This is a genomic window from Flavobacterium agricola (assembly GCF_025919725.1).
GTDB lineage: Bacteria > Bacteroidota > Bacteroidia > Flavobacteriales > Flavobacteriaceae > Flavobacterium > Flavobacterium agricola.
This window is the reverse complement of the sequence record NZ_CP081495.1, coordinates 2,412,736-2,439,285: the sequence shown is the minus strand read 5'-3', so window position 1 is coordinate 2,439,285 and position 26,550 is coordinate 2,412,736. Positions and strand designations below refer to the sequence as shown.

Annotated in this window: 21 protein-coding genes, 4 tRNA genes and 1 pseudogene; 12 read left to right on the top strand and 14 right to left on the bottom strand. The window is 34.1% G+C overall.

Annotated elements, in window-relative coordinates; genetic code table 11:
• Positions 1–14: 14 nt before the first annotated feature.
• From glmS to K5I29_RS12025, 3 genes are read right to left on the bottom strand one after another with little or no spacing between them, the layout of a single operon-like run.
• Entirely contained in the window at positions 15–1,862 is a 1,848-nt protein-coding gene (glmS, locus tag K5I29_RS12035; protein WP_264433579.1) for a glutamine--fructose-6-phosphate transaminase (isomerizing), read from the bottom strand.
• A gap of 6 nt (positions 1,863–1,868) precedes the next feature.
• A complete protein-coding gene (locus tag K5I29_RS12030; protein WP_264433578.1) occupies positions 1,869–3,515 on the bottom strand; it encodes a DUF4270 domain-containing protein in 1,647 nt (548 codons plus the stop codon).
• A gap of 1 nt (position 3,516) precedes the next feature.
• Positions 3,517–4,320 (bottom strand): glycogen/starch synthase, encoded by an 804-nt coding sequence (locus tag K5I29_RS12025; protein WP_264433577.1) that lies wholly within the window; start codon positions 4,318–4,320, stop codon positions 3,517–3,519.
• Positions 4,321–4,429: 109 nt separating this feature from the next.
• Between K5I29_RS12025 and panC the strand changes: the two genes are divergently transcribed.
• From panC to K5I29_RS11995, 6 genes are read left to right on the top strand one after another with little or no spacing between them, the layout of a single operon-like run.
• Positions 4,430–5,278, top strand: a complete 849-nt coding sequence (gene panC / locus K5I29_RS12020) for a pantoate--beta-alanine ligase (protein WP_264433576.1) — start codon at positions 4,430–4,432, stop codon at positions 5,276–5,278.
• 13 nt (positions 5,279–5,291) lie between these two features.
• Positions 5,292–5,642, top strand: coding sequence for an aspartate 1-decarboxylase (gene panD / locus K5I29_RS12015; protein WP_264433575.1), 351 nt, complete (start codon positions 5,292–5,294; stop codon positions 5,640–5,642).
• 1 nt (position 5,643) lies between these two features.
• Positions 5,644–6,615 carry a lysylphosphatidylglycerol synthase transmembrane domain-containing protein gene (locus K5I29_RS12010; protein WP_264433574.1) on the top strand — a complete coding sequence of 324 codons (972 nt, stop codon included), beginning with the start codon at positions 5,644–5,646 and terminating at the stop codon, positions 6,613–6,615.
• A gap of 8 nt (positions 6,616–6,623) precedes the next feature.
• The gene (locus K5I29_RS12005) at positions 6,624–7,829 is read left to right on the top strand and encodes an alpha/beta hydrolase (protein ID WP_264433573.1); all 1,206 of its coding nucleotides are present in this window, start codon (positions 6,624–6,626) and stop codon (positions 7,827–7,829) included.
• A 17-nt stretch (positions 7,830–7,846) separates the two neighbouring features.
• The gene (radA, locus tag K5I29_RS12000; protein ID WP_264433571.1) at positions 7,847–9,208 is read left to right on the top strand and encodes a DNA repair protein RadA; all 1,362 of its coding nucleotides are present in this window, start codon (positions 7,847–7,849) and stop codon (positions 9,206–9,208) included.
• Between the two features lie 35 nt (positions 9,209–9,243).
• Positions 9,244–10,863, top strand: a complete 1,620-nt coding sequence (locus K5I29_RS11995; RefSeq protein ID WP_264433569.1) for a DUF4139 domain-containing protein — start codon at positions 9,244–9,246, stop codon at positions 10,861–10,863.
• A gap of 36 nt (positions 10,864–10,899) precedes the next feature.
• Here the strand turns inward: K5I29_RS11995 and K5I29_RS11990 are convergent, their stop codons facing one another.
• Both K5I29_RS11990 and K5I29_RS11985 read right to left on the bottom strand, forming a co-directional pair.
• Positions 10,900–11,865: an OmpA family protein gene (locus K5I29_RS11990; protein ID WP_264433567.1), complete on the bottom strand. Its 966-nt coding sequence runs from the start codon at positions 11,863–11,865 to the stop codon at positions 10,900–10,902.
• Positions 11,866–11,885: 20 nt separating this feature from the next.
• Positions 11,886–12,647 (bottom strand): exodeoxyribonuclease III, encoded by a 762-nt coding sequence (locus K5I29_RS11985; RefSeq protein ID WP_264433566.1) that lies wholly within the window; start codon positions 12,645–12,647, stop codon positions 11,886–11,888.
• 167 nt (positions 12,648–12,814) lie between these two features.
• Here K5I29_RS11985 and K5I29_RS11980 point away from each other — a divergent pair, with 167 nt between their 5' ends.
• On the top strand, positions 12,815–14,635 hold the full coding sequence (locus K5I29_RS11980) for a lysophospholipid acyltransferase family protein (RefSeq protein ID WP_264433564.1): 1,821 nt from the start codon (positions 12,815–12,817) through the stop codon (positions 14,633–14,635).
• Positions 14,636–14,673: 38 nt separating this feature from the next.
• Here the strand turns inward: K5I29_RS11980 and K5I29_RS11975 are convergent, their stop codons facing one another.
• The 9 genes and pseudogenes from K5I29_RS11975 to serS form a co-directional block, all read right to left on the bottom strand.
• Positions 14,674–14,928, bottom strand: a complete 255-nt coding sequence (locus K5I29_RS11975; RefSeq protein ID WP_264433563.1) for a TM2 domain-containing protein — start codon at positions 14,926–14,928, stop codon at positions 14,674–14,676.
• 52 nt (positions 14,929–14,980) lie between these two features.
• Positions 14,981–15,931, bottom strand: a complete 951-nt coding sequence (locus K5I29_RS11970; protein ID WP_264433562.1) for a 2-hydroxyacid dehydrogenase — start codon at positions 15,929–15,931, stop codon at positions 14,981–14,983.
• 10 nt (positions 15,932–15,941) lie between these two features.
• Positions 15,942–16,475, bottom strand: coding sequence for a biliverdin-producing heme oxygenase (locus K5I29_RS11965; RefSeq protein WP_264433560.1), 534 nt, complete (start codon positions 16,473–16,475; stop codon positions 15,942–15,944).
• Entirely contained in the window at positions 16,468–18,651 is a 2,184-nt protein-coding gene (locus K5I29_RS11960; protein ID WP_264433559.1) for an ATP-binding protein, read from the bottom strand. Before K5I29_RS11960 ends, K5I29_RS11965 begins: the two co-directional genes overlap by 8 nt.
• Positions 18,652–18,775: 124 nt before the next feature.
• Positions 18,776–20,128: a magnesium transporter gene (mgtE, locus tag K5I29_RS11955; RefSeq protein ID WP_264433558.1), complete on the bottom strand. Its 1,353-nt coding sequence runs from the start codon at positions 20,126–20,128 to the stop codon at positions 18,776–18,778.
• Complete coding sequence (gene rsmA / locus K5I29_RS11950) at positions 20,118–20,897, bottom strand: 16S rRNA (adenine(1518)-N(6)/adenine(1519)-N(6))-dimethyltransferase RsmA (RefSeq protein ID WP_264435196.1); 780 nt, start codon at positions 20,895–20,897, stop codon at positions 20,118–20,120. The genes mgtE and rsmA overlap by 11 nt, the downstream gene beginning before the upstream one ends.
• Before the next feature lie 4 nt (positions 20,898–20,901).
• Positions 20,902–21,213 (bottom strand): DUF4286 family protein, encoded by a 312-nt coding sequence (locus tag K5I29_RS11945; RefSeq protein WP_264433556.1) that lies wholly within the window; start codon positions 21,211–21,213, stop codon positions 20,902–20,904.
• Positions 21,214–21,216: 3 nt separating this feature from the next.
• Positions 21,217–22,992: a tetratricopeptide repeat protein gene (locus K5I29_RS11940; RefSeq protein ID WP_264433555.1), complete on the bottom strand. Its 1,776-nt coding sequence runs from the start codon at positions 22,990–22,992 to the stop codon at positions 21,217–21,219.
• A 95-nt stretch (positions 22,993–23,087) separates the two neighbouring features.
• Positions 23,088–24,357, bottom strand: a pseudogene (gene serS, locus K5I29_RS11935) (serine--tRNA ligase).
• Between the two features lie 249 nt (positions 24,358–24,606).
• Between serS and rseP the strand changes: the two are divergent.
• The 5 genes from rseP to K5I29_RS11910 all read left to right on the top strand — a co-directional run bounded on the left by rseP (position 24,607) and on the right by K5I29_RS11910 (position 26,454).
• Positions 24,607–25,935 carry an RIP metalloprotease RseP gene (gene rseP, locus K5I29_RS11930; protein WP_264433554.1) on the top strand — a complete coding sequence of 443 codons (1,329 nt, stop codon included), beginning with the start codon at positions 24,607–24,609 and terminating at the stop codon, positions 25,933–25,935.
• A gap of 71 nt (positions 25,936–26,006) precedes the next feature.
• Positions 26,007–26,080: transfer RNA gene (locus K5I29_RS11925), tRNA-Asn, on the top strand.
• Positions 26,081–26,134: 54 nt separating this feature from the next.
• A tRNA-Asn gene (locus K5I29_RS11920) sits at positions 26,135–26,208 on the top strand.
• A 49-nt stretch (positions 26,209–26,257) separates the two neighbouring features.
• A tRNA-Asn gene (locus K5I29_RS11915) sits at positions 26,258–26,331 on the top strand.
• 49 nt (positions 26,332–26,380) lie between these two features.
• A tRNA-Asn gene (locus K5I29_RS11910) sits at positions 26,381–26,454 on the top strand.
• Positions 26,455–26,550: the final 96 nt, after the last annotated feature.

Here is a 26,550-nt window from a genome sequence, read left to right as displayed (position 1 = left end):
ACCAAAGTCCGTGACTATTCTACAGTTACGGATTTAGCTAAATTTCTAGGCTGATCCACGTTACAACCACGCATAACAGCAATATGATAAGACAACAATTGTAACGGAATGATAGATACAATTGGTGATAACGATTCGTTAGTTTCAGGAATCTCGATTACATGATCTGCCAACGCACGAACTTGTTCATCTCCTTTAGTCACCACAGCAATAATTTTTCCGCTACGCGCCTTAATTTCTTGAATATTACTTACCACTTTATCGTAATGACTTTGTTTAGGAGCAATTACAATAACCGGCATGTGTTCGTCAATTAACGCAATCGGCCCGTGCTTCATTTCTGCAGCTGGATATCCTTCTGCGTGGATGTATGAAATTTCTTTTAATTTCAAAGCACCTTCTATCGCTACAGGGTAATTAAATCCACGACCTAAATACAAGCAGTTTGTCGCATCTTTATAACAACGCGCAATATCAATAATATGTTGATTTGCTTTTAACGCTTCAGCAACTTTACCAGGAATTTGTTCCATTTCTACTAAATGGCGAACAAAATCTGAATTAGACATTTGTCCTTTAGCTTGAGCCAAACGCAATGCCATTAAAGACAATACAGTAATTTGTGTTGTAAAAGCTTTAGTTGATGCTACCCCAATTTCAGGACCAGCATGTGTATAAGCACCTGCATGAGTTTCTCTAGAAATAGATGAACCTACTACGTTACAAACTCCGAAAACAAAAGCACCTTGCGATTTTGCTAATTTAATAGCTGCTAATGTATCTGCCGTTTCGCCCGATTGAGAAATTGCAATAACAATATCTCCTTTATTTATAATTGGATTACGGTATCTAAATTCTGAAGCATATTCAACCTCAACCGGAATACGTGCAAATTCTTCAATTAAATATTCACCTACTAATCCAGCATGCCAAGATGTACCACAAGCAACAATAATGATGCGGCTTGCTTTGGTGAATTTTTCAATATTATCTTCCAACCCAGCCATTCTTACAATGCCTTGATCAGTTAATAATCTGCCGCGGAACGTATCACGAATTACGCTTGGTTGTTCGTGAATTTCTTTTAGCATGAAATGATCGTAACCTCCTTTTTCAATTTGTTCTAAGTTTAATTGCAATTCTTGAACATAAGGATCAACTAAAGAATCGTCTTTAATTTTACGAATTTTTAATTCTTTATCTAAACGAATAATAGCCATTTCTTCATCTTCTAAATAAATAGCATTATTTGTATATTCAATAAAAGGAGATGCATCAGAAGCAACAAAATATTCGTTTTCACCAATACCAATTGCTAATGGGCTTCCTAAACGTGCTGCAATAATTTCGTTTGGTTTTTTAACATCAAAAACACAAATTGCATAGGCACCAACCACCTGATTTAACGCAACCTGAACCGCTTTACCTAATTTAAATCCGTTTGTTTTTTGAACATCTTCGATTAAATTAATTAAAACCTCAGTATCGGTATCAGATTTAAACGTGTAACCACGTTTAATTAATTCTTGTTTTAACGGCTCGTAATTCTCAATAATTCCGTTATGAATAATAACCAATTCTTCAGAATTAGAATAATGTGGATGCGAATTCACGTCATTAGGAACTCCGTGGGTTGCCCAACGTGTATGTCCAATTCCAATATTTCCGTTTAATGTAATTTCTTGCTCTGCTTTATTCTCAAGATCCGAAACTTTACCTTTTGTTTTAGCAAGTTTCATTTTTTCACCATCGTACAATACAATACCTGCACTGTCATAACCGCGATATTCTAAACGTTGTAACCCTTTAATAACTACTGGGTATGCTTCACGATGGCCAATATATCCAACTATTCCACACATAATTTTTTAATTAGGATTTGTGTAATAAACTTCAAACTTAATTTTTTTATCAGTTTGTGCTGTATTTGCGCCATGCAAAACAGTTCCTAACGGACTGATTACCGACCCAGTTGGGATTTGTTTTACAGTTAAAGGTGCTAATTCATTTAACAACGGTGTAAATGTTGCCAAGCTAATTGCCTCGGTTACAGAAAGCCCTAAACGATATTTGTTTTTGGCATCTAACATTGGCGTTTGCGATTTGATTAAACCTTTTACGTATTCTGTAATTCTAAATTTATAGTAATATCCGTTATCATCAGATTTAACTAACAAACCGCTATAAACCCCTTTGTTCTTTTTCGGATCGCTGGTGTTTGAAGATGTATCGTTAGAATAATCAACTAAAACAGAACTATTATTTAAATCGTATAAAAACAAACGTTGCGGAACGTATTTTGGATCTGCTCCAATAAAATCTTGATCCACATAAATAGTTACGTTTGCTTCGTTAATTAACCAATTGTAATTGGTTAAAATATCTATTTGTTCAGGAATTCCGTTTCCTGCATCTTTACCAAACAAATCGATATATGTAATATATCCGTCTGTAGAAGTTGCACCAGAACCTTTACCTCCACCAACAACCAACAATTTATCTGTTGATGTTTGTGGTAAGTTTGTGTATTGATTTTCTATTAAACTAACCGTTTCACCCGTAAAAGTCATTTTTAATGTGTTTTTAAACACATCGCCATTTTCGTTTTTGTAAGAATAGTTAATCTGAATATATCCTTTGCTAAAATCTAAAGTTGCCAATGCACCTTGATTTGCAGGATCTTGTGTTACATTAAAATACAAACCTCTAAAATAATTTGAAAAACTCTGAAAGCTTGACAAGTTAGAAGAGTTGGTATTGAATATTTTATTTTGAAAATAGGTTTTATCTAAATCCAACCACATTCCTGGCTCAAATCTTTCTAAAACTACTTTTTGGTCGTACGGAGCTGATTCAGAAATTACATTTCCTTCACTATTTAATAATTCACCATTTTCATTGCGTTTAAACAATGCGATTTCTGAATTATCAAATTTAAACTGTGCGTTTTGAACCAGATTTGTACTGGTATTAAGTACGGCACCTTTGTTTGAATCAAAATTTGGTTTATCGTTAGAATAATATCTTCTTACCCCATCGGTAGCATTTGGATCGATTGATGATAAGTAATAGTTATTTTCGTAAACTTTTAAATCAAAAGTTCCGGTACCTTTAATTGAATCTAACGTATAAATGCGACGGCCGCTGGTTTCTGTAGATGCTAATTTAGAAAAATAAGGCACGTACATGTAAACCGAATCAATGGTAGGTTCTTGACCTAAATCAGGTGAATATTGGTCTAAAGCAAGTTGCGTAACAAAATGATATTCTGAATTACCTAATGTAGGATGCGTAAAAGCACCTAAATTATTTAACGCTAACTTATTGGTTGCTACAGCACCCGTTTTTAAATATCCCGACTCAATACCCGATGTGTTGGAATAAACGGCTACATCCATAAAATCGTCGTTTACCAAATCAGCTCCGAGTGAATTAAAATCTTTATCACACGAAACCAACCAAATTGAGGCAAACGCCAACATAAAACGAGCCAATAGCCCTGATTTTTTTTTCATATTATATCTTGTTCTTATAGAAATCTGTATAAACTTCTGCAAATTCATCTTTACCCACGAAAGGTAAAAAAGGTTTTTGAGAATTCTCAACATATTTAACTAAATCTTCAGAAAGATTTTCAGATGCTATAATTATTCCGTCTGAATGATCTATGGCAGTTTTCATGATGTTGTCATAATTAGATTCAGCCAATTTAGAAATTGCATCTGCCGGAATCTCATCAAACGTAATTTTATCTAACGTTTTTTCATTAATCACCCCGTCAAAAGATTTAGAATACACCGAAGTTACAATTTTTGTATCAACAAAAAGCGCATCATCTTTGTAAAAATGCTTCATGTAAATTGGTAAAAACGATGCCATCCAACCGTGAACGTGAATAATATCTGGAACCCAGTTTAATTTTTTAACTGTTTCTACCACACCTTTTGCAAAAAATATTGCTCTTTCATCATTATCGGCAAACATTTCGCCATCTTCATGAGCAAAAGTTGTTTTACGCTTAAAATACTCGTCGTTATCTATAAAATAAACCTGAATTCTTTCTTTAGGAATTGATGCAACCTTAATAATTAGAGGCATATCCATGTCATTAATCACCAAATTCATTCCAGATAATCTAATAACCTCATGCAATTGATGTCTTCTTTCGTTTATGCTACCATAGCGTGGTGTAAAAATTCTAATCTGACCACCTTGATCGTTAATCATTTTAGGAACCTCAAACGACATTAATGAAACTTCATTCTCTGGCAAATAAGGCACCACCTCTGATGATACGTATAATACCCTCTTATCCTCCATTACAATATAATTTTAATTTTTTTTGTGTCTAAAAAACAAGCAAAATTACAAAATTTTATGCAGTTATTATACAAAATAGTAAGTTTGCACCAAATTAAAATTTAAAACAATGTCTGTTTACCATAAAAAAAGTAACTTAATTAGTTATTTATCGACTAGTATAAAAGAGCACAAAACCATAGGTTTAGTGCCAACCATGGGCGCTTTGCACCAAGGACATTTGTCGCTTTTAGAACAATCTTTAAAAGAAAATGATGTTACGGTGATAAGCATTTTTGTTAACCCAACGCAATTTAATAATGCAGACGATTTAGCAAAATACCCACGAACTTTGGAACGTGATGTAAAAAAAATAGCAGAATTAGATCCAAACATTATTGTTTTTGCACCGACAGCTGATGAAGTTTATGGAAACAATGTTACGGCAGAAAACTACAGTTTTAATGGGTTAGAAAACCAAATGGAAGGCGCAGCACGTCCGGGACATTTTGATGGCGTTGGAACTATTATTACTAAGTTATTTGACATTGTAAAACCAACCAAAGCATATTTTGGAGAAAAAGATTTTCAGCAACTGTTAATCATTAAAGCACTGGTTAAAAACTACCATTTACCAACAGAAATTATAGGCTGTCCTATTTACAGAGAATCTGATGGATTGGCAATGAGCTCACGCAACGAACGTTTATCTGCGCAAGCAAAAACAAAATCTACGTTTTTATTCCAAACATTAACAGAGGCGCAAAACTTGTTTAAAACAGCAACAATTGCAGAGGTTAAAGCTTTTGTTGAAAATAAATTTAAAAATAATGCTGATTTTGAGCTAGAATATTTCGAAATTGCAGACCAAGAAACTCTTATTACAGCACAAACAAAAGAAGCGAATAAAAAATACCGCGGTTTTCTAGTTGCTTACATAGAAGGAGTTAGATTAATTGACAACATATTATTAAATTAATTATTTTTGCATCATGCAAATCGAAATTTTAAAATCAAAAATCCATCGCGTAAAAGTTACGGGTGCAGATTTAAATTACATCGGAAGTATTACAATTGACGAAGCATTATTAGAAGCTGCAAATATTTTTGAAGGCGAAAAAGTTTCTATTGTAAATATTAATAACGGCGAACGTTTTGAAACATACGCAATTCCAGGACCAAGAAATTCGGGCGTAATTACATTAAACGGTCCTGCGGCACGTAAAGTTCAAAAAGACGATATAATAATTATTATTGCTTACGCGTTAGCAACCATGGAAGAAGCTAAAAACTTTAAACCATCTGTAATTTTTCCGAACGAAGAAAACAACTCCTTAACGTAATTTGAAAGCTTCAATAAAAAAAACAATATCTATAATACTCCCACTCATTCTGGGAGTATTTTTAGTTTATTATGCGTACAATCAGTTTACTGCGCAACAATTGCAAGAAATAAAATTGCAATTTCAAAACGCCAATTACAACTTCATTGTAATTTCTACCATCTTTTCTTTAATTAGTTTAGGATGCCGAGCTTACCGTTGGAAATACAGCTTAAATTATATGGGCTATCAGTCCAATTTTCCTAATAATTTTATGGCTGTTTGCATTGGGTATATCATGAATTTAACCGTTCCGCGTTCGGGCGAAATTTCACGTGCTTTGGTTTTAAAAAACTACAAAAACATTCCGTTTGACAAAGGTTTTGGTAGCATTATTTCTGAACGGGTTATCGATTTTGTGATTTTATTATTATTCATTTTCACTTCGCTAATCATTCAATTTAACACCTTAAAAGATTTTGTTTTAACAAACATTCCGATAGAAAAAATAATCTATTCGTTAATTATTTTAACCCTTGCCGGAATTCTTGGTATTTACTTGTTGTTTTTTACGCAACTAAAACTTATGGTGCTTATTCGTAGCAAAATAAAAGGATTAACCGAAGGTGTTTTAAGCGTTTTTAAAATGCCGCAACGCAAAGCTTTTTTATTTTATACGTTTGTAATTTGGGCATCTTATGTTGCAACTTTTTATTACGGCATGAAAAGCATTAGCGAAACCGATTCGTTATCAATCGGCATCATTATTTCTTCATTTGTAGTGGGCAGTTTAGCCATAACGTTTACTAATGGTGGTTTTGGCGCCTTTCCGCTGATGATTTCGCAAATATTAGCTTTGTACGGTATTTCTATGACCGCTGGTACAGCCGTTGGTTGGATTTTATGGTCTTCTCAAACTGCAATTGTAATTATTTTGGGTGGTTTATCGTTTATATTTTTACCTATCTTTAATAAAAAACAAAAAATTAATTAATCCAGCATATGAAACTAAAACTAACTTTATTACTACTTAGCTTATTTAGTCTTTCCATGTATTCGCAACGAATTGTAGAAACCATTAAGTCTAAAAAAGTAAATGCAAGCCGAGAAATTCAAATTATTTTACCTCGCGGATATGAGGAAAAAAAAGATCAAAAATTTCCTCTTTTGGTAGTTTTAGATGCCGATTATTTAATGGCACCAACCGCATCAAACATTCGCTATGCTGTTAATTTTGATGAATATTTAGATTTTGTAATTGTTGGTATTAACCAAGCCGTAAATAACGACCGCGCATTAGATTCAGAATTTGAATACAATGGCGTTCCATCGGTAAATGGTGGCGCTTTTTACGAGTTTTTAACCATGGAAGTTGTTCCGTACATCGAATCTAAATATCGCGTACAACCCTTCAGAGCCATTTTAGGGCACGGGGTTACCGCAGCGTTTATAAATGCCTTTTTGTATAAAGACAATCCGTATTTTAACGCATATATTTCTATGAGTCCGATTTTAGCGAATAATATGGAAACCATTGTTGCAGATAGATTGCAAGCTGCAGAAAAACCCATTTTTTATTACCTATCGTACTCAGACGGAGATATTACAGAAGATAAAGCCAACATTGTTAAGCTAAACGAAAATATTAATGCCATAAACAACAAAAACGTTTTTTATAAATTTGAATATTTTCCGCGTGGCGGCCATTATAGCTATGTATTACAAGCAATCCCTTCAGCCTTAAATTTTATATTTAAAGATTATCGCCGTATTGATTTAGATGAATATCATAACAAATTATTGGTTTTAGAAAACAACCAAACTCAATATTTATTAGATAAATACACAGATATTGCAAATAACTTTAACTTCATTCCTACCATTCGTTTAAACGATTTTGAAGCAACCGAAGCTGCAATTCTGAAAAAAGAAAATTACGACGAATTAAAAGCATTAGCTAAAGTTGCCGAAAAACATTATCCTAGAACCATGTTAGGTTCGTACTATTTAGCGCTGTACGAAGAAAAAACAGAAAATTGGGCAGCTGCAGAAAAAGCGTATTTAAAAGCTTTTACTATGGAACCCATCGGAAAATTGTCTAAAAATTTAATGGTAGAAAATTCTGAAGCTGCTAAAGCTAATATTCCAGAAAAAGTACGCAAATCAAAAAGAACTAAAAAAGGAAAAGAACAAAGCGACGAAGAATAACAAACAAATCAACTTAAATGGCAAAAGTAAAAACCGCTTTTTTCTGCCAAAATTGTGGCAACCAATATAGCAAATGGCAAGGGCAATGTACCGCTTGTAAAGAATGGAACACCATTGTAGAAGAAATTGTTCAGAAAGAAGAAAAAAGCACTTGGAAATCAAGTTCGTTAATAGAAATTAAACGCACAACCAAGCCGTTAAAAGTTAACGAAATTGATACTACCAAAGAAATTAGATACAACACCGGCGATGGCGAATTAAACCGCGTTTTAGGCGGCGGATTAGTTCCTGGATCCCTAACATTATTAGGCGGTGAGCCCGGCATTGGTAAAAGTACTTTGTTGCTACAAATTTCGTTACGTTTGCCGTATAAAACATTATATGTTTCGGGCGAAGAAAGTCAAAAACAAATTAAAATGCGTGCCGAGCGTATCGAAAACCATTCGGACAACTGCTACATTTTAACCGAAACCAAAACGCAAAATATATTTAAACAAATAGAAGCTATTGAGCCCGAAGTGGTAATTATAGATTCTATTCAAACCTTACAAACCGAATATATAGAAGCTTCTGCCGGAACAATTTCTCAAATTAGAGAATGTACCAGCGAACTGATAAAATTTGCTAAAGAAACCAACACGCCCGTTATATTAATTGGCCATATTACAAAAGACGGAACCATTGCTGGTCCGAAAATTTTAGAACATATGGTTGATACGGTGCTGCAGTTTGAGGGCGATCGTAATCATGTTTATCGCATCATGCGTGCCTTAAAAAACCGATTCGGATCAACTGCCGAATTGGGCATTTACGAAATGCTTGGCAGCGGTTTACGCGAAGTTAGTAATCCATCAGAAATATTAATAGGCAATCGCGAAGAAGATTTATCTGGCACGGCTATTGCATCAACGCTTGAGGGCATGCGCCCGTTAATGATTGAAGTTCAGGCCTTGGTTAGTACTGCAGTTTATGGTACGCCGCAACGTAGTGCAACGGGTTACAATGTAAAACGTTTAAACATGTTGTTGGCTGTGTTAGAAAAACGTGCCGGATTTAGATTGGGCATGAAAGACGTTTTTTTAAACATTACCGGCGGAATAACGGTAGATGATCCGGCTATTGATTTGGCTGTGGTTGCATCTATCCTATCTTCTAACGAAGATGATTCGATTACAAAAAACAGTTGTTTTGCTGGCGAAGTTGGTTTATCGGGCGAAATCAGACCGGTTAACCGCATTGACCAACGCATTCAGGAAGCAGAAAAATTGGGTTTTACCGATATTTACGTTTCTAAATACAACAAAATTACCACACCAAGCAAAGGCATTAAAGTACATTTATTAGCGAAGATTGAAGATTTAACGCAAGCACTTTTTTAGTCTTTTTTACGTTTAACCTAAAAACTTTATTGGTTATGAAAAAACTTTTATTTTGGGCTGCTAATTTATTTTTAGTTGGGCAAATTTTGGCTCAAAACCCAGTGGTTGCTAAAGCTAATATAGAATCGGCACGCGTTTACATGAATGCTGCCGAGCTGAAACATAAAACTTCAGTTCAAATTCCAGCAGGAACTTCAGAACTGATAATTACCAATGTAGCCGAAAGTTTAAACGAAAATTCGATTACCATTAAAGCACCAAGCTATGTAACGGTAATGTCGGCACAATTTACAACAGCATATATTCAGGAAACCAGCAATTTAAGTTCGAACGAACAAAGCGCAGTGCGCACTGAAATTCAGAACAAACAAAAAGAATTAGAAAAAATTCAGTTTAACATAGCTACCGAAGAAAAAGGTTTAGAACTTTTAGACGGTAACCGCAACATAAACAATTCGGCAACCTTTTCGGTTCCTGAGTTAAAACAGTGGTTTGCTTATTACAAAACAGCTCGTTTAGAAACTTTAAACAAAATAAGTGCTTTAAAAGATTCTGAAAAACAACTGAACGAAACCATTAAACAATTAAATGGTAAATTGCAGTTAAACGAGGCAAACAACAGCAGTTATTCTCAGGGTAAATTGGTAGTAAATGTTAGCAGTACAAAAGCTGGTCAAGTTCCGTTAGAAATTACGTATTTAACCCACAACGCAAGTTGGACACCGAATTATGAGCTAAATATTGCTAAAATAAATCAACCCATTCAATTTTATTATCAGGCGCAAGTACGCCAAAATACAGGGGTAGATTGGAAAAACACAAAACTAAGCTTAATTAGTGCACCAGCTAATCAGTCAACACAAGCGCCAGAATTAAACACCTGGTTTATTAATTACGAACAACCTTTAATTGGCCGACCAGCCAACATGGCAATTGCAAGTGCTAGAGTAAAAAACAGTGAAAAGGCAGATTTTGACAGAGGGGAGATAATAGCAAAAGAAGCTTTATATACTAGTTCGGTTTCTGATTATACTGCAATGAGCCAATCGCAATTAAGCGTTACGTACGATATTGCTATTCCGTATACCATTTTATCAAACAACAAAAATCATTTAATAAAATTAAAAGAAACTGCTGTACCGGCAACGTACGACTATGTTGCGATTCCGAAATTAGATCAAAGCGTTTATTTGGTAGCAAAAATTAAAGATTACGGAGCTTACGATATATTACCAGGCAAAGCAACTATTATTTTAGAAGATATTTTTGTGGGGCAAACGTTTTTAAGTCCAGATGCAAATTCGGCAGATTTAAGTTTAAGCATTGGTAAGGATCCGAATATTTTAATTTCTAGAAAAAAAATAGACGAAAAATCGCAAAGCAAAACCTTATCATCTAAAAAAGTACAAGATTTTGTTTACGAAATAAGCATTAGAAACAATAAAAAAGAAACGGTACAGATTGAGGTTGAAGACAATTACCCAATTAGCACCAATACCGATATTGAAGTTGCACTTTTAGATAAAGATGGCGCAACAGTAAATGCTGAAACCGGAAAGTTAACTTGGCATGTTACGGTTAAACCGAACGAAACCAAGAAAATTAAATTTGGTTATCAGGTTAAATTCGCAAAAGATAAAACGATTCGATTATAACAAAAAAGCTTCGCAAATTGCGAAGCTTTTTTGTTATTAAATTTCGTTTAAAACTTTGGTAATAGAATCTAAGTTTGGTGTTAAAATCACTTCAATTCTACGGTTTCTAGCTTTACCAATATCAGTAGCATTGCTATCTACTGGGGCGAATTCGCTACGTCCGGCAGCTGTAAGATTCTTTTTAACAATCTTTGGGTTCTCGTTTAAAATCTCTACAACCGATAAAGCACGTTTGGTAGATAAATCCCAGTTGTTATTAATCATTCCGCCTAAAGATCCGCGAATAATATCGTTATCGGTATGACCTTCAATTAAAACTGCAATATCTGGGTTGTTACCTAAAACTTTACCAAGCTCAACAATGGCTTTACGTCCTTCGTCGTTCACGCTCCAAGATCCGGTTTTAAATAATAATTTATTTTCTAAAGAAACGTAAACTTTACCATTTTTTTGTTCAACCGTTAAACCTTTACCTTCAAAAGCATTTAATGCGCTAGAAAGCGTTTCTTTTAACAAGTTCATTTTAGAATCTTGCGCAGCAATTAATTGTTCTAATTCGTTTACGCGTTGCGAACGTGTTTTAAGTTCGTTGCTTAATGAATCTAAACGTGTTTTTTCTGCTGCAAGTGCTTTTTCTTTAGCATCCAATTGCGCTAAAAGCTCGCGGTTTTTAGTTAAATTATTTTTAATGGTTTCGTCAGCATTTTTTTCAAGCTTAGCATATGCATCTTCTAAATTTTTAAGTTTAGTTGCTGCCGCTGCATAATCAGACGCTAATTTATCGCGTTCTGCTTTTAAGCGATCTAATTCAGATTTTAAATTCTTGTTTTCTAAATCTAAACTATTTTTTTCAGTTGTTAAATGATCTAATTCGTCAGAAAGCGAACGGTTTTGCTGTTTTGCTTCGGTTAACTGATCTTCTAATTCTGTATATAATTTTTTAGAAACGCATGATGTAGATAGCGCGGCTACAAGCAAGGCTGCTGAAACTTTTTTTATCATAACTTCTTATTTGTTTATTGTTAATTTATTTCTACTAAAATTGGACAATGGTCAGAATGTTTGGCTTCGGGTAAAATAGTTGCGCGCACCATGCGGTTTGCTATATTTTCTGAAACTAAATTGTAATCAATTCTCCACCCTTTGTTGTTGTTGCGGGCTTTAGCGCGGTAGCTCCACCAGCTGTATTGATGTGGTTCTTTATTAAATGCGCGAAAGCTATCAACAAAACCTGCTTTCATAAACCCATCTAACCAAGCACGTTCTTCAGGTAAAAAACCTGAAACTTTAACGTTACGAACAGGATCATGAATGTCTATGGCTTGGTGACAAATGTTGTAATCTCCGCAAATAATTAAATTTGGAATTTGCTTTTTAAGCGCATCAATATAAGCCTGAAATTCGTCCATGTACTGAAATTTATACGACAAACGATCGATATTGGTACCAGAAGGTAAATACAAGCTCATTACCGAAACATCGTCAAAATCTACACGTAAATTACGTCCTTCAAAATCCATATGCTCAATTCCCGTACCAAAAACAACATTGTTTGGTTTTTGCTTGCATAAAACTGCAACACCGCTATATCCTTTTTTTTGTGCCGAAAAATAGTACTGATATTCGTAACCTAAAGCTTTAATGTCATCAACCGGAATCTGATCTTCCATGGCTTTAATTTCTTGCAAGCAAATTACGTCCGGATTAGCCGCTTTTAACCAATCTAAAAAACCTTTCGTTATGGCAGCACGTATTCCGTTCACATTATAAGAGATAATTATCATAATTTTAAAACTTATTTATTCAAAAATATACAATTTTTGAAGGATGTCATCCTGTATGATAATAAATATTTTTAAGAATTCAAAAACACAATTAATATACAATGTTACGTCCCGTATATATAATTAATATTACTATATTTGCTGCTTAATCTTATCACATTTACCGAATGCAAGTTGTTAATGCAAAACAAATAGCTAAAGCACTGAAATTAGACAAATATGGACTTTTAGGGACTGCTATTTCTTTGTTTTTCATGAAGGTTACAAGATTATCTAAGTTAAACAAAATATACACAAAAGTATATCACGACGATCCGTTAACTTTTTTAGACCGCTTAATAAAAGAGTTAAAAGTTACTTATGATATTCCGAACGACGATTTAAAACGTTTACCTAAAAACGGCCCATATATTACCATTTCTAACCATCCACTTGGCGGCTTAGACGGTATTTTATTGATGAAAATTTTATTAGAGCAAAATCCTGAATATAAAGTTATTGGTAATTTTTTATTGCAAGAAATTGTTCCGTTAAAACCCGTTATAATGCCAGTAAATCCTTTTGAAGATAAAAAGGATGTAAAAAGCAGCGTAGCTGGATTAAAAGAAACTTTACGTCATGTAAGCGATGGAAAACCGTTAGGTATTTTTCCGGCGGGAGAAGTTTCTACCATAGAACGTGAAAATATCATGGTTGATAAACCATGGGAACCGGTTGCTATGAAAATTATTCAAAAAGCAAACGTTCCTGTTGTGCCAATTTACTTTCATACCAAAAACAGCAGAATGTTTTATTGGTTAGCAAAGCTAAATCCGATTTTACGTACATTAAAGTTGCCTTCTGAGCTTTTAACTCAAAAAAATAAAGTTGTAAAAATTAGAATTGGTAAACCCATTTCGGTTGCAGAACAAGACGAGCACAAGGAATCGATTGAAGCATATACCGAATTTTTACGCAAAAAAACATACATTCTTTCTAACACCTACGCGGAAGAAGAAAAGAAATTACCGGGGGTAAAAACATTTGAAAAATTTACAAAAACACCCGAACCAGAGCCAAAACAAATTGTTACCGCAGCCAATCATGACAAAATAATTGAAGAAATTGCGTTGTTGCGAGAAGATGCTGCCGAATACCGTTTGCTACAAAGCAAAAGCTACGAAGTGTTTTTTACGCCAGCTGATAAAATACCAAACATTTTACACGAAATTGGTAGGTTGCGTGAAATTACGTTCCGCGAAATTGGCGAAGGCACCAACGAATCAATCGATTTAGATAAGTTTGACCAATATTATTACCACATGTTTTTGTGGGATGAAGATGCACAATGCATTGCTGGTGCTTATCGCATGGGCTTAGGTAAACAAATTTACGAAAAGCACGGCATCGACGGTTTTTACCTACAAGAGCTTTTTAAATTTGAGCCAGAATTGCATAAAATGATGGCCGAATCTATAGAAATGGGACGCGCCTTTATTATATCGGATTACCAACAAAAACCAATGCCTTTATTTTTACTTTGGAAAGGAATTGTACACACAACCTTGCGCCATCCTGAACATAAGTTTTTAATTGGCGGAGTGAGCATTAGTAATCAATTTACCGATTTCTCTAAATCATTAATGATTGAGTTTATGAAATCGCATTACTACGATCCGTACATTGCGCAATTTGTTCGTCCTAAAATGGAATACAAAGTAAAGTTGAAAGATGAAGACAAAGATTTTGTTTTTAATGCAACTGAAGCAGATTTAAATAAGTTTGATAAAATTATTGATGAAGTTGAACCGGGTAATTTACGTTTACCTGTTTTAATTAAAAAATACATCAAACAAAACGCGCGTGTAATTGCTTTTAACGTTGACCCGTTGTTTAACAATGCTGTTGATGGCTTAATGTACATTCGCATTGCCGATTTACCAGAAAGCACGGTTAAACCCGTAATGGAAGAATTTCAGGCCGAATTAGAACGCAGATTAGAAAAATAAAAAAAGGTTTTAGCATTGCTAAAACCTTTTTTAATGGCTTAAAACCATTCCTTTTTATTTTTTATATACGTGTTATAAAATTCTTCGTCAGATTTTGTTAAGTACAAAATACCTTCAATCAATCCAAGAATACCACCGGCACCACAAGTAATAATACAAATTAATAACTGAATAATACCTGTTTTGGTATAGCCTAAATAAAATTTATGAATAGCTAACGAACCTAAAATAATTCCGAAAATACCAGCTAAAACCTTTTTTTGGTTTACTTCTGCTTGATTAAAATGTTCCATATTGTTTTTTAGTAGTAAACGCCATTTTTAAAAAATATTGTAAGCTAACTATTTAATTTTGAGTACTAAATTGATCCAAAATTTTATCAACAATAACATGAGCTAATTTAACTTTGCTTTCAAACGTCCAACCAGCAATGTGCGGCGTTAGTAAAACGTTTTCAGCCTGAATTAAATATTGTAAAGGTTCGGGCATTTCGTCAGTAAACAAACTTTCAAAACTCAGTTTCTCATATTCTAAAACATCTAAACCAGCACCCAATATTTTTTTACTTTTTAAAGCATCAACTAAATCTTGAGTTACCACACTTTTACCACGTGCAGTATTAATCAACCAAAATGGTTTTTTAAATTGATTAATAAATGTTTGGTTCACCATATTATGTGTTTCTGGAGTCCAAGGCGTATGCAAGCTTAAAACATCAGCTTTTTCTTGCAGTTCGGCTAAACTCACTTGCTTGGCAAATGCATTACCTAAATTAGGCTGAATATCGTAACAAAGCACCTCAACGTCAAAACCTTGTAAACGTTTTGCAAAGGCATTACCCATATTGCCGTAACCAATAATTCCGACTGTTTTTCCTTCTAATTCATACCCGCGGTTGGCTTCACGGTTCCAATGTCCCATCTTAACTTCGGCATTTGCTTTATTTAAATTGGTAAACAAAGCCAACAACATGCCTAAAGCTTGTTCGCCCACTGCAGTACGATTTCCTTCTGGGGCTGCAATTAATACAACGCCTTTTGCTTGTGCATATTCGCAATCAATACTTTCTAAACCTGCACCAACGCGAGCAATAAACTTTAGCTGCGAGGCAGCATCTAAAAATTGTTTATCAATTTTAAATCGGCTACGAATAACAATTCCTTGATATTGATTTATTTTAGCCTCAATTTCTTCTTTAGTTGAAACATAATCGGCTTCGTTTATATAACCTGCCGCTTCTAAACGATTCCACAAAACCGAATCGTTTGCATCAATATGTAAAACTTTAAATGCCATTTTTTTTTATTTATGCCCCAAACAAGGCGTAACCTTTTTTTGCACCTGCAATAACTTGTTCTAGTTGTTCGGCAGATAATTCGTTTAAATCTGCCTGAAAAGCTTTCCACATTTCAGATAAATTTTCTGGGCGGTGCGACAAATATGCAAATGGAAAACCTTGAAATTCTTCAAATTTGTGCAATTTGTTTAAAATTACTTTATTACCTAACATGGCACCCAAAACAATGTAAATAAGCCCAAGTTGAAAATATTTATTGGTTGATGCAACGCTTAAATCAACATCAGGTTTTACCGGCAAACTTAAGTGCTGTAAATCGGTAGTTAATGCTTTTTCTTTTGCTGATAAAAGCGCCTGAAAATCGGGCCAATTGGTTAAAATTATTGGTTGTAGAAAGTTAACGTAATTGTATGATTTTTGAATAAAATGTTTGTAGTGCGATAAGTTAAATTGATTGGTAAACAATAAAGCCGAATTCATAACCAATTCTACCTGATCATGCAACGTTTCGGTTTCGGTTTTTAAAATTTGAGCATTAGTCATTTTTAAATTGAATTTTAAAGGTTGTTCCTTTATCTATTTTAGACGAAAAGGAAATATTTGCTTTTAAACGATCAACAATGCGTTTAACCACTGCCAAACCAACACCAGAACCTTCTATTGTTGGTATTTTATGTAACTTTTTAAACATTAAAAACGGAACATCGCTATGGGTAACTTCAAAACCAATTCCGTTATCTTTTATATAATACGTAGTAAATTCATCTTCTTGCACGCTGGTAATTTCAATTTTAACCGAGGCAACCGGCGCACTAAATTTAACTGCATTATGTATCAGATTGTGAAACAATTCTTTTATTAAAGTTGGGTCACCATTTACCGGGTAAAGTTGCTGAATAACTACTTCGGCTCCATCAACTTGATATTTTTTTAAAGCTTGCGCAACAATATCTGGAATTAATTGCGTAGTTTCTACCTTACAAAAATGGTTATTGCTTGTCTGGCCTAAGGCCGAATCAATGCTTTTATTTAATAAATAGTTGGAAAGAATGGTAGTTTCTAGAATTGCATTTTCGTGCATTTCAACTTCATCCTCACTCAATCCTTCAAGGCTTTTTTGATGAAAAGCACTTTCCTTAGTTGTTTCAATTTCTTCAATCAACTCATTATTCATAATGATTGGTTTGGTCATTGTTGATTTACCTGTAAATAACGACAATTTTTTTTCTAATTCCAATTGATCCAATTGGTTTAAAAATACCGATTCGCGAATTAATTCGTACAACGAATTTAAAAATCTACGATCCGCAACCGACCATTTTTCAGATTCGCCAGTAACTTGTTTTTTCCAAGCTTCGAATGAAGCGCGTGGCGAATATATATGTGCATTACATTCTTTAGAATAGTTTAAAAACTTTTCTGGTTCGCCTGCCCAAGTTTCTTCAAACAAAACTTCAGGTCTAAAAAAGTAAAGCGTGTGTTTTTTATCTGTATCAAAATTAATACGTGCAATGCCTTTACAATTGTCGGTATCAATTACATGATCTGATTTAAAATTAGAGTATGAAAAGGTGGTATAAACCTGTACGTTAGGAAAACGCTTATCTAAATCTTCTTTAATACTTGCAAAAACAGATTCTGAAGGTACATTGCCTAATTTGTAAATAGAATTTGGTGCTTCTATAATTACGCCTTTTGCAGATAAAATGTATAAAAATCGGTTAGCAAACTGAGCTAATGTGTTTTGTAAGTTGTCAGAGTAAGCTAATTTATTTTGTAATTCTTTGGTTAGCTCTTTATTAAAATTTTCACGCTCATTATTTGCAACTTGCTGTTGTTTCGAAAATTTATAAGCTGCCGAGTTTATTAAAAACGTACAAAGTTTACGTTGTTCTATAGTAATATATTTTGGTGCTTGATGCTGGCAACAAACTAAACCCCAAAGTTTATTATCTATAATAATAGAAAAACTAGCGCTTGCTGTAACTTCTGAATTTTTTAAATATTGTAAATGTATTGGTGAAGATGCTCTAATTTTAGATCGAGATAAGTTAATCTGAGAAGTTTTTAACCCAATAAGTTGCACCGTATCTGCAAAAATATCTGGCGTTTGGCGATCTAAATTTGTTTCATATAATGTTCTTGCTTGTGCCGGAATATCAAATTCAGGATAACGGAAACCTAAAACGGGGGTTAATTTGCCTTTTATACTTTCGGCCACAACAATTCCGGTGCGATCTTCTAAAAACTGATACACCATAATGCGATCAAAGCTAATAAGCTCATACACATTATCGCAAATAGATTGCCATAGGTTTATAGAATTGTCAATGCGCAATTGCAATTGTTGTAATTGCATTAAATCTAATTCATCAATCGTGTTGGCCTCAAATTCTAAAAAAATATGATTGTCATCAGAATAAACAGATAACTGATAATTTTGATTGTTTATGCTTACTTTATAAAAATCAATTTTATTCTTTTTTTCATTTTCATGTAAATAGGCAGCATCAGATTTAATGTTAACCTGAAATAAGTTTTCAAAAAAACTAAGTTTTTGATGTAATAAAGAAGAAGATATTGTTAGAAGCTCTTGTATATTTTCACTAAATGCTACACAGGTATTTTGTAAGTCAAAAACCAATAAATATCCGAAATTTTGAATGCGACCGCAAAAATGAATTAGTTCATCTTCACAATTTAGAATAGTAGGCGTCATTATTTATTATTGAATTAGCAATCAAAAGTACTAAAACAAAACGGGCTGAAATATTAAAAATGGATTTTTTTAATACTTCAGCCTTATTTTTATTGACTATAACTATAAAAAAATTCTCTTTTTTTTAGAATCCAAGAATTAACTTAGCAATAGAGAAATAAATTAACAACCCAAAAATATCATTACTAGTTGTAATAAATGGCCCCGTAGCAATAGCTGGATCTATGCCATATTTATTTAACATAATCGGTACAAAAGTTCCTATTAAGCTTGCCAAAATCATTACGGTAACTAACGCAAGCACAATGGTTGATGATATTTCGTAAGAAGTTCCCATTATAAAATGCGTGCCAAATAACAACAACACAGCTAAAATTGAACTATTAAAAAAAGCTAAAAGCATTTCTTTTAACAAACGTTTAAACAACGATCCAGACAAGCTGTTATTTGCCAAACCTTGCACAATAATAGCTGAAGATTGCACCCCAACATTACCCGCCATAGCGGCAACTAAGGGCGTAAAGAAAAATAAGGTAGAATATTTTTCCATGGCACCACTAAAGCTTTCTGATATATTAACTGCAATAAAACTACCGCCTAACGCCAAAAGTAACCAAGGCAAACGCGCTTTGGTTAATTCCCAAATGCTATCATCCGCCTCAACATCGTGCGAAATACCGGCAGCTAACTGATAATCGCGATCTGCTTCTTCCTTAATTACGTCAACAATATCATCAATTGTAATTCTACCAACCAAACGTCCGGTTTCATCTACCACCGGAATTGCTTCAAGGTCATATTTTTGCATGATGCGAGCAACCTCAACATCTTCAGTATCTACCTTTACATAATCTACTTTAGGAATGTAAATGCTTTTTATTTGTGTTGTTGTTGATGATGTAATTAAATCTTTTAAGGACAAACGTCCTTTTAAACGATCTTCGTCATCTACAACGTAAATTGAATGCACGCGCGAAACGTTTTCGGCTTGTTTTCTAATTTCTTGAATACAAGTTAACACATTCCAATTTTCATTGGCCTGAATAAATTCTTTAGCCATTAATCCGCCGGCTGTATCTTCGTCGTAACGCAACAGCTCAACAATATCTTTGGCGTGTTCAAAATCTTCAAGCTCAGAAATTACCTCATCTTTCATTTCCTGAGGTAATTCTGATATAATATCTACCGCATCATCGGTATCCATTTCATCCAACTCCTCGGCAATTTCTTTAGCCGAAAGGTTGTTTAATATTTTTTCTCGAACTTCATCGTCAAGCTCCAAAAGAATTTCCGAACTAATTTCTGATTCAAGGATTTTAAAAAGATAGCCCGCATCTTCGCCCTTCAATTCATTCATTAATTCGGCTATATCAGCAAAGTGAATATCCTCGAGTTTTTGTAAAATCTCGGTTTCGTTTTTAGAAGCGATTAAGTTTTCTATATCAAGGATAAATTCGTCACTGATTTTAAATTGCATTGGCTTGAATTTTAAGAGTTAAATCAATAAATTGTTCTACGCTAACTTGTTCTGGTCGTAAATCTAAAAACTTATCGGCCTTAAATTCTTCAGACAAGTTGAACGATTTTAAGCTGTTGCGTAACGTTTTACGACGTTGGTTAAATGCTGTTTTTACAACATTAAAAAACAACTTTTCATTACAAGGTAATTTATAGTTTTCTTTACGACGCATGCGCATAACACCAGATTTTACTTTTGGCGGTGGCGTAAAAACATTTTCTGACACGGTAAACAAATACTCGGTATCGTAAAATGCTTGGGTTAATACAGAAAGTATGCCATACGTTTTACTACCTTTTGGTTCACAAATACGTTCGGCAACTTCTTTTTGAAACATGCCTGCAAATTCTGGAATTTGATCGCGCATTTCTAAAGCTTTAAAAACAATTTGTGAAGATATATTATACGGAAAATTTCCGATAATTGCAAACGGTTCGTTACCAAAAACCTGGGTTAAATCGTATTTTAAAAAATCTTCAGATAAGATTTTGTTGTGCAACTTTTCGTAATGTTTTTCTAAATACGAAACCGATTCGGTATCAATTTCAATTACCCACGTTTCGGTAGGTTTTTCTAACATATATTTGGTTAGCACGCCCATTCCGGGACCAATTTCTATGACCTTATTGTAACCTTCTAAGGTTAACGCATCGGCAATTTTACGTGCAATATTTTCGTCATTTAAGAAATGTTGTCCTAAATGCTTTTTTGCTTTTACTTTATCCATCATGTTAGAACTCTTCTAAAACAGCTAATTCGGTTGCGAAAACAAGCATTTTGTCGGCAAATAATTGATGCCCTTCACCCAACAAACGATCGTGATCTTGGTTGTAAAAATTCTCGAGCGTTTCACGCGATTCGGTTTCAAACTGCGTAGAATAAGTTAATCCGCCCATTTCTTCGTTAACTATAACTTTTACCATACGTGCTGCCGAAAAATGTTCGGTTTCTAACATTTGTTTGATAAAAGAATTTTTCATCCAATCCATCCATTTTTCATGAACCGATTCGTCAATATTCATGGTTATATTGTAAATAATCATTTTTTATACGTTTTTATCACCACGCAATTTGCGATATTTTGTTTGAGCTTCTAAAAAATAAATGCTGTCTTGGTGATGTACTATTATTTGTTCTAAATTGTTTTGTGCTTTTTCGGTATCGCCTAGTTTTTCATACCAAATGCCTAATAAAAAATGGGCATCGTCGCGATAAATACTTTCTTGATATTGGCTCAGCAATTGTTCTAAATGCGCTATAGCTTGGGCTGTATTTGCTAAATCAAAATTTACCTGCGCCAAACGGTACAATGTTACATCGGCCATTTCGGTTAGTTCTGCTTCTGGCAAAAGGTTTAAATAAGCTTGTTTGGCTTGCTCGTTTTTTTTCTGAAACTTTAAAAAATCAGCTTCGGCAAATGGTGTTAAAACAACTTTAGCGCTATCTTGCCGCGTAGCATCGTTTAACAACAAAAACATTTCGAGCGCATCGTTAGCAATTAACAACGAGGTTGATTGTTTTAAAACTTTAAATTGTTTTAAGGCCCAATCAAAATCAGTTTTGTAATAATTGGCCATTGCCATTTTAAATTGTGCGTTGTGCGCAAGCTCATTATTTTTTACATCGTCCTGAACCTGACCGTAATATATAATGGCTTGATTAAACTTTTTGTTAGCCACATACAAATCTGCCAACAGCTCTTTTACTTGTGCTTGCTGCAAGGTGGGCAAAGATAAGGCTAATAATTTATCTATTTTATGCTTTGCTTCGTTAAAATTATCTAATTCAAAACCATAAAAACGTGCAATTTGTAGTACTAAAGCTACCGAATTGTTCGAAATTTCAAATTTTTCGATTTGTTGTTCAAAAAGCTTTTGCATTTCTTTATAATTTTGCGGCGTGCTGTTTGCCAACAAAATTTTGTTTTTTAGAACGGTTGTTTGAATTTGTACGGCCTGATCTAAAACGCTTTCTTCAATAAAATTTAAAATTTCGGTAGCCGTTTCATAATCTTTTTCTGCTTGAGCGGCTTCGGCTAACGAAAAAAGCTTGTAAACATTCGTTCCTTCTCGTTTAAAAACGGCCTTTTCTTGTATAAAAGCTTTTGCAAAATCTTGTTGTTGTACAAAATACCACGACAAAAAATGTACCCAAAAAATATCTTGATTTTTTTGTACGCGTTGCAATAACGATTTACGCACTTGGTTTGAGAAGTTTTTTTCGGCATCATCGGTCATATAAAACGACAACATATTTTGCACAGAACTTATGCTATTCTGGTTATTTTCGGCATAAGTAAAAATACTTTCTAACATTTTTTCGTAATTACCCGCTTGCCCATAAAGCAACGCTAACGGATAATTAAAATCGGGGTTTTGATTGAGTTCAAACGCATATTCATACGCTTGAATAGCTTGCGGAATGAGCGATTTTGTTTCGAATTCGCGGGCAATGCTATAAACTACATTAGGATTGTTGGCAATGCTTTCGATCGCTTTTTGGTAATTTTCTTCAGCCAACTCAGATTTGTTTTGCAAGGCATAATTATAACCCAACGTAACATAAGCGGTAGTTAATTTAAATTGCGCAATATGCAGTAGTATTAAAGCTTCGGCCTTATCAAATTGTTGCAATTGCTGATAACAGGTTACCAATTGGTTGTAATAATTTTGATTGTATGGTTGTTGTTTATACAAAGGCTCGAGCAGCAGCACCGCTTTATCGTATTCTCCTTTGGCAAAATACGCAGCAGCCAATTCTGTGTTTTGAGCTGATGCGACTGCGGTAAAAATAAGCAGGCAGATTAAAATTATTTTTTTCATGCGTTACCAATTAAGCCTTTATAAAAACAAACAATGTACTAATGTAACGAAAAGTTACAGTAGTACATTGCTTAAAAAAACGTATTGTAATTGTTTTAGTCAATAATATCGAAACCGGTGTATTTGCGTAAAACCTCAGGAATTACAATTCCTCCTGGCGTTTGGTAGTTTTCTAAAATACCAGCTAAAACACGTGGTAAGGCTAATGATGAACCGTTAAGCGTATGTGCTAACTGCATTTTTCCGTCTTTTCCTTTAAAACGTAATTTTAAACGGTTGGCTTGGAACGTTTCGAAGTTTGAAACCGATGAAATTTCTAACCAACGATCTTGCGCGGTAGAAAAAACTTCGAAATCATACGTTAAAGCCGATGTGAATCCCATATCGCCGCCGCATAAACGTAAAATACGGTATGGTAATTTTAATTCATTTAAAATTCCTTTTACGTGTTCTACCATTCCGTCTAAGGCTTCGTACGATTTATCAGGATGTTCGATGCGTACAATTTCAACTTTATCAAATTGATGTAAACGGTTTAACCCGTACGTGCGCTCCGTATGAACCTGCTTCGCGACGGAAGCATGGTGTATATCCGGTTTTACAGATTGGAAAATCTGATTCTTGCAGAATTACATCGCGGTATAAATTGGTTACCGGAACCTCGGCCGTAGGAATTAAATACAAATCATCTACCCCAACGTGGTACATTTGCCCTTCTTTATCTGGCAATTGTCCAGTTCCGTAACCTGATGCCTCGTTAATTAAATGCGGAACTTGAACCTCATCATAACCAGCGGCACCGTTTTTATCTAAAAAGTAAGAAATTAAAGCACGTTGTAATTTAGCACCTTTTCCTTTATAAACTGGGAAACCTGCACCTGTAATTTTTGTACCTAATTCAAAATCGATAATATCGTATTTTTTAGCTAATTCCCAGTGTGGTAAAGCACCGTCAAACAAAGTTGGAATTTCGCCCGCTTCGAAAACATTTAGGTTATCGTCGGCAGTTTTTCCTTCTGGAACAATAGCTGCTGGCGTATTTGGAATTTTATATAATTCTTGCGTTAATTCTTCAGAAACGGCATTTAAAGCTTCAGTTAAATCTTTCGATTTTTCTTTTAAATCTGCAGTTTTTTGCTTGATAATTTCAGCTTTAGCTTTTTCTCCATCCTTCATTAAAGCACCAATATCTTTGGATAGCTTATTGGACTCAGCTAAAATATTATCTAATTCCACTTGAGTGCTTCTGCGTTTTTCGTCTAAATCAATTACTCTTTGGATTAAATCAGCTGCATCAAGATTTCTTTTCGCAAGGGCTTTCACCACTTGTTCTTGATTTTCTCTAATAAAGGCTACTTGTAACATAATTTTAATAATGTATTAAGAAGCAAATTTAATCAAATCAAAAATAATAACATACTCTTTGATCGATTTTATACGAACATTAAACGAGGGCAATATTTAATCTTTACAAATTGGCTTATACTTGTTGTTTTAAAAACGTTAAATGGCGTCAAAAAATATTTAAAATTGCCATTCTGAACAAAATAAAAGCTTAATATTTAAAGTAAAAGTTTACTTTTGCTAACTGACAATTAAATTACATCATTCAAAATGATTCAAGTAGCACAAATCCTATTTATTTTATCAATTCTAGTAATTCTTCACGAGTTTGGACATTACTTAACCGCAAAAATGTTTAAAGTTAAAGTTGAAAAGTTTTATTTATTTATGGATGCAGGATTTTCTGTAGTTAAAAAGAAAATTGGTGAGACAGAATGGGGAATTGGATGGTTACCATTAGGCGGTTATGTTAAATTGGCTGGAATGATTGACGAAAGCATGGATACCGAACAACTAAAACAAGAACCACAACCTTGGGAATTTAGAGCAAAACCGGCTTGGCAACGTTTAATTATTATGTTGGGCGGTATTATTGTTAATGTACTTTTGGCTTGGGGTATTTTTACGGTTTTATATACTACGTACGGACAAAAATATATTTCGACAGAAGTTGTTCAGAAAAACGGTTTAATGTTTGGTGATGCGGGCTTAAATGCTGGTTTTAAAAATGGAGATAAAATTGTTTCTGTTGATGGTAAGTTACAAGATCGTTTTAACCGCATGACGTTAGATGTCTTATTAGGCAACGAAATTATTGTTGAACGTGATGGAAAGCTTGAAACTATTATTTTAACTGACGAGCATAAAAAAGATATTTTAGGCTTAGAAGGTAAGCAATTTATGATGCCACGTTTAATGGATGTTCAAATTGATTCTGTTATTCCGGATGCTTCTTTAAACAAAGCTGGTATTTTACCAAACGATAAAATTGTTAGCCTTAACAACCAACCGATTGTTTATTTTGATGAACTTAAAACAGCTTTAGACCAAAATAAAGGAGAAAATATTACTTTAGGTATTGTACGTGACAACCAACCCATAAATGTGGATGTTGTTGTTGGCAAAGATGCAACGTTAGGCTTTATACCAAAATTTGCAGATTTAAGCGATTCGCAAGTGGTAAACAAACTTTCGTTTGGGCAAGCACTTAAAGCAGGAATTGACGAATCGTATCAGCTTATTGTTTACAACATTAAGCAGTTTAAATTAATTCTTTCTCCAAAAACAGAAGCATACAAACAGGTTAAGTCGCCAATCGGGATTGCACGCATGTTACCCGACACGTGGAACTGGGAATTTATTTGGAGTTTTACTGCATTATTTTCTATCGGTTTGGCGTTTATGAACATCTTACCAATTCCTGGTTTAGACGGTGGTCATGCCTTATTTACCATTGCAGAAATGATTACGGGAAAAAAATTATCAGAAAAAACAATGGGCTATGTGCAAACCGTTGGAATGATTATCTTACTGACCTTAATGGTGTTAACTTTTGGTAAAGATATTTATGAGCTAATTGCTGATAAACTGATTAAATAAATTTAAAAAAAATGTTTGCAAGTATAAAAATTCGATTTATATTTGCACCGCAATAAAGGTAACATACACCTTCCTCCTTAGCTCAGTTGGTTAGAGCATCTGACTGTTAATCAGAGGGTCCTTGGTTCGAGCCCAAGAGGGGGAGCAAGTTACTTTATAGATGCCTTATTGCAGGCAAAATTACTGAAAAATTACAGTTTCCTCCTTAGCTCAGTTGGTTAGAGCATCTGACTGTTAATCAGAGGGTCCTTGGTTCGAGCCCAAGAGGGGGAGCAAAATTTTAAAAGTCCTTACAAAAGGCAAATTTATTGAAAATACAGTTTCCTCCTTAGCTCAGTTGGTTAGAGCATCTGACTGTTAATCAGAGGGTCCTTGGTTCGAGCCCAAGAGGGGGAGCAAAATTTTAAAAGTCCTTGCTAAAGGCAAATTTATTGAAAATACAGTTTCCTCCTTAGCTCAGTTGGTTAGAGCATCTGACTGTTAATCAGAGGGTCCTTGGTTCGAGCCCAAGAGGGGGAGCAAAATTTTAAAACCATTCAATATTGAATGGTTTTTTTTATGCCTCAAAACAAAATTTTAACATTTGCTTTAATTTGTTAAATTTGCCGAAATTTC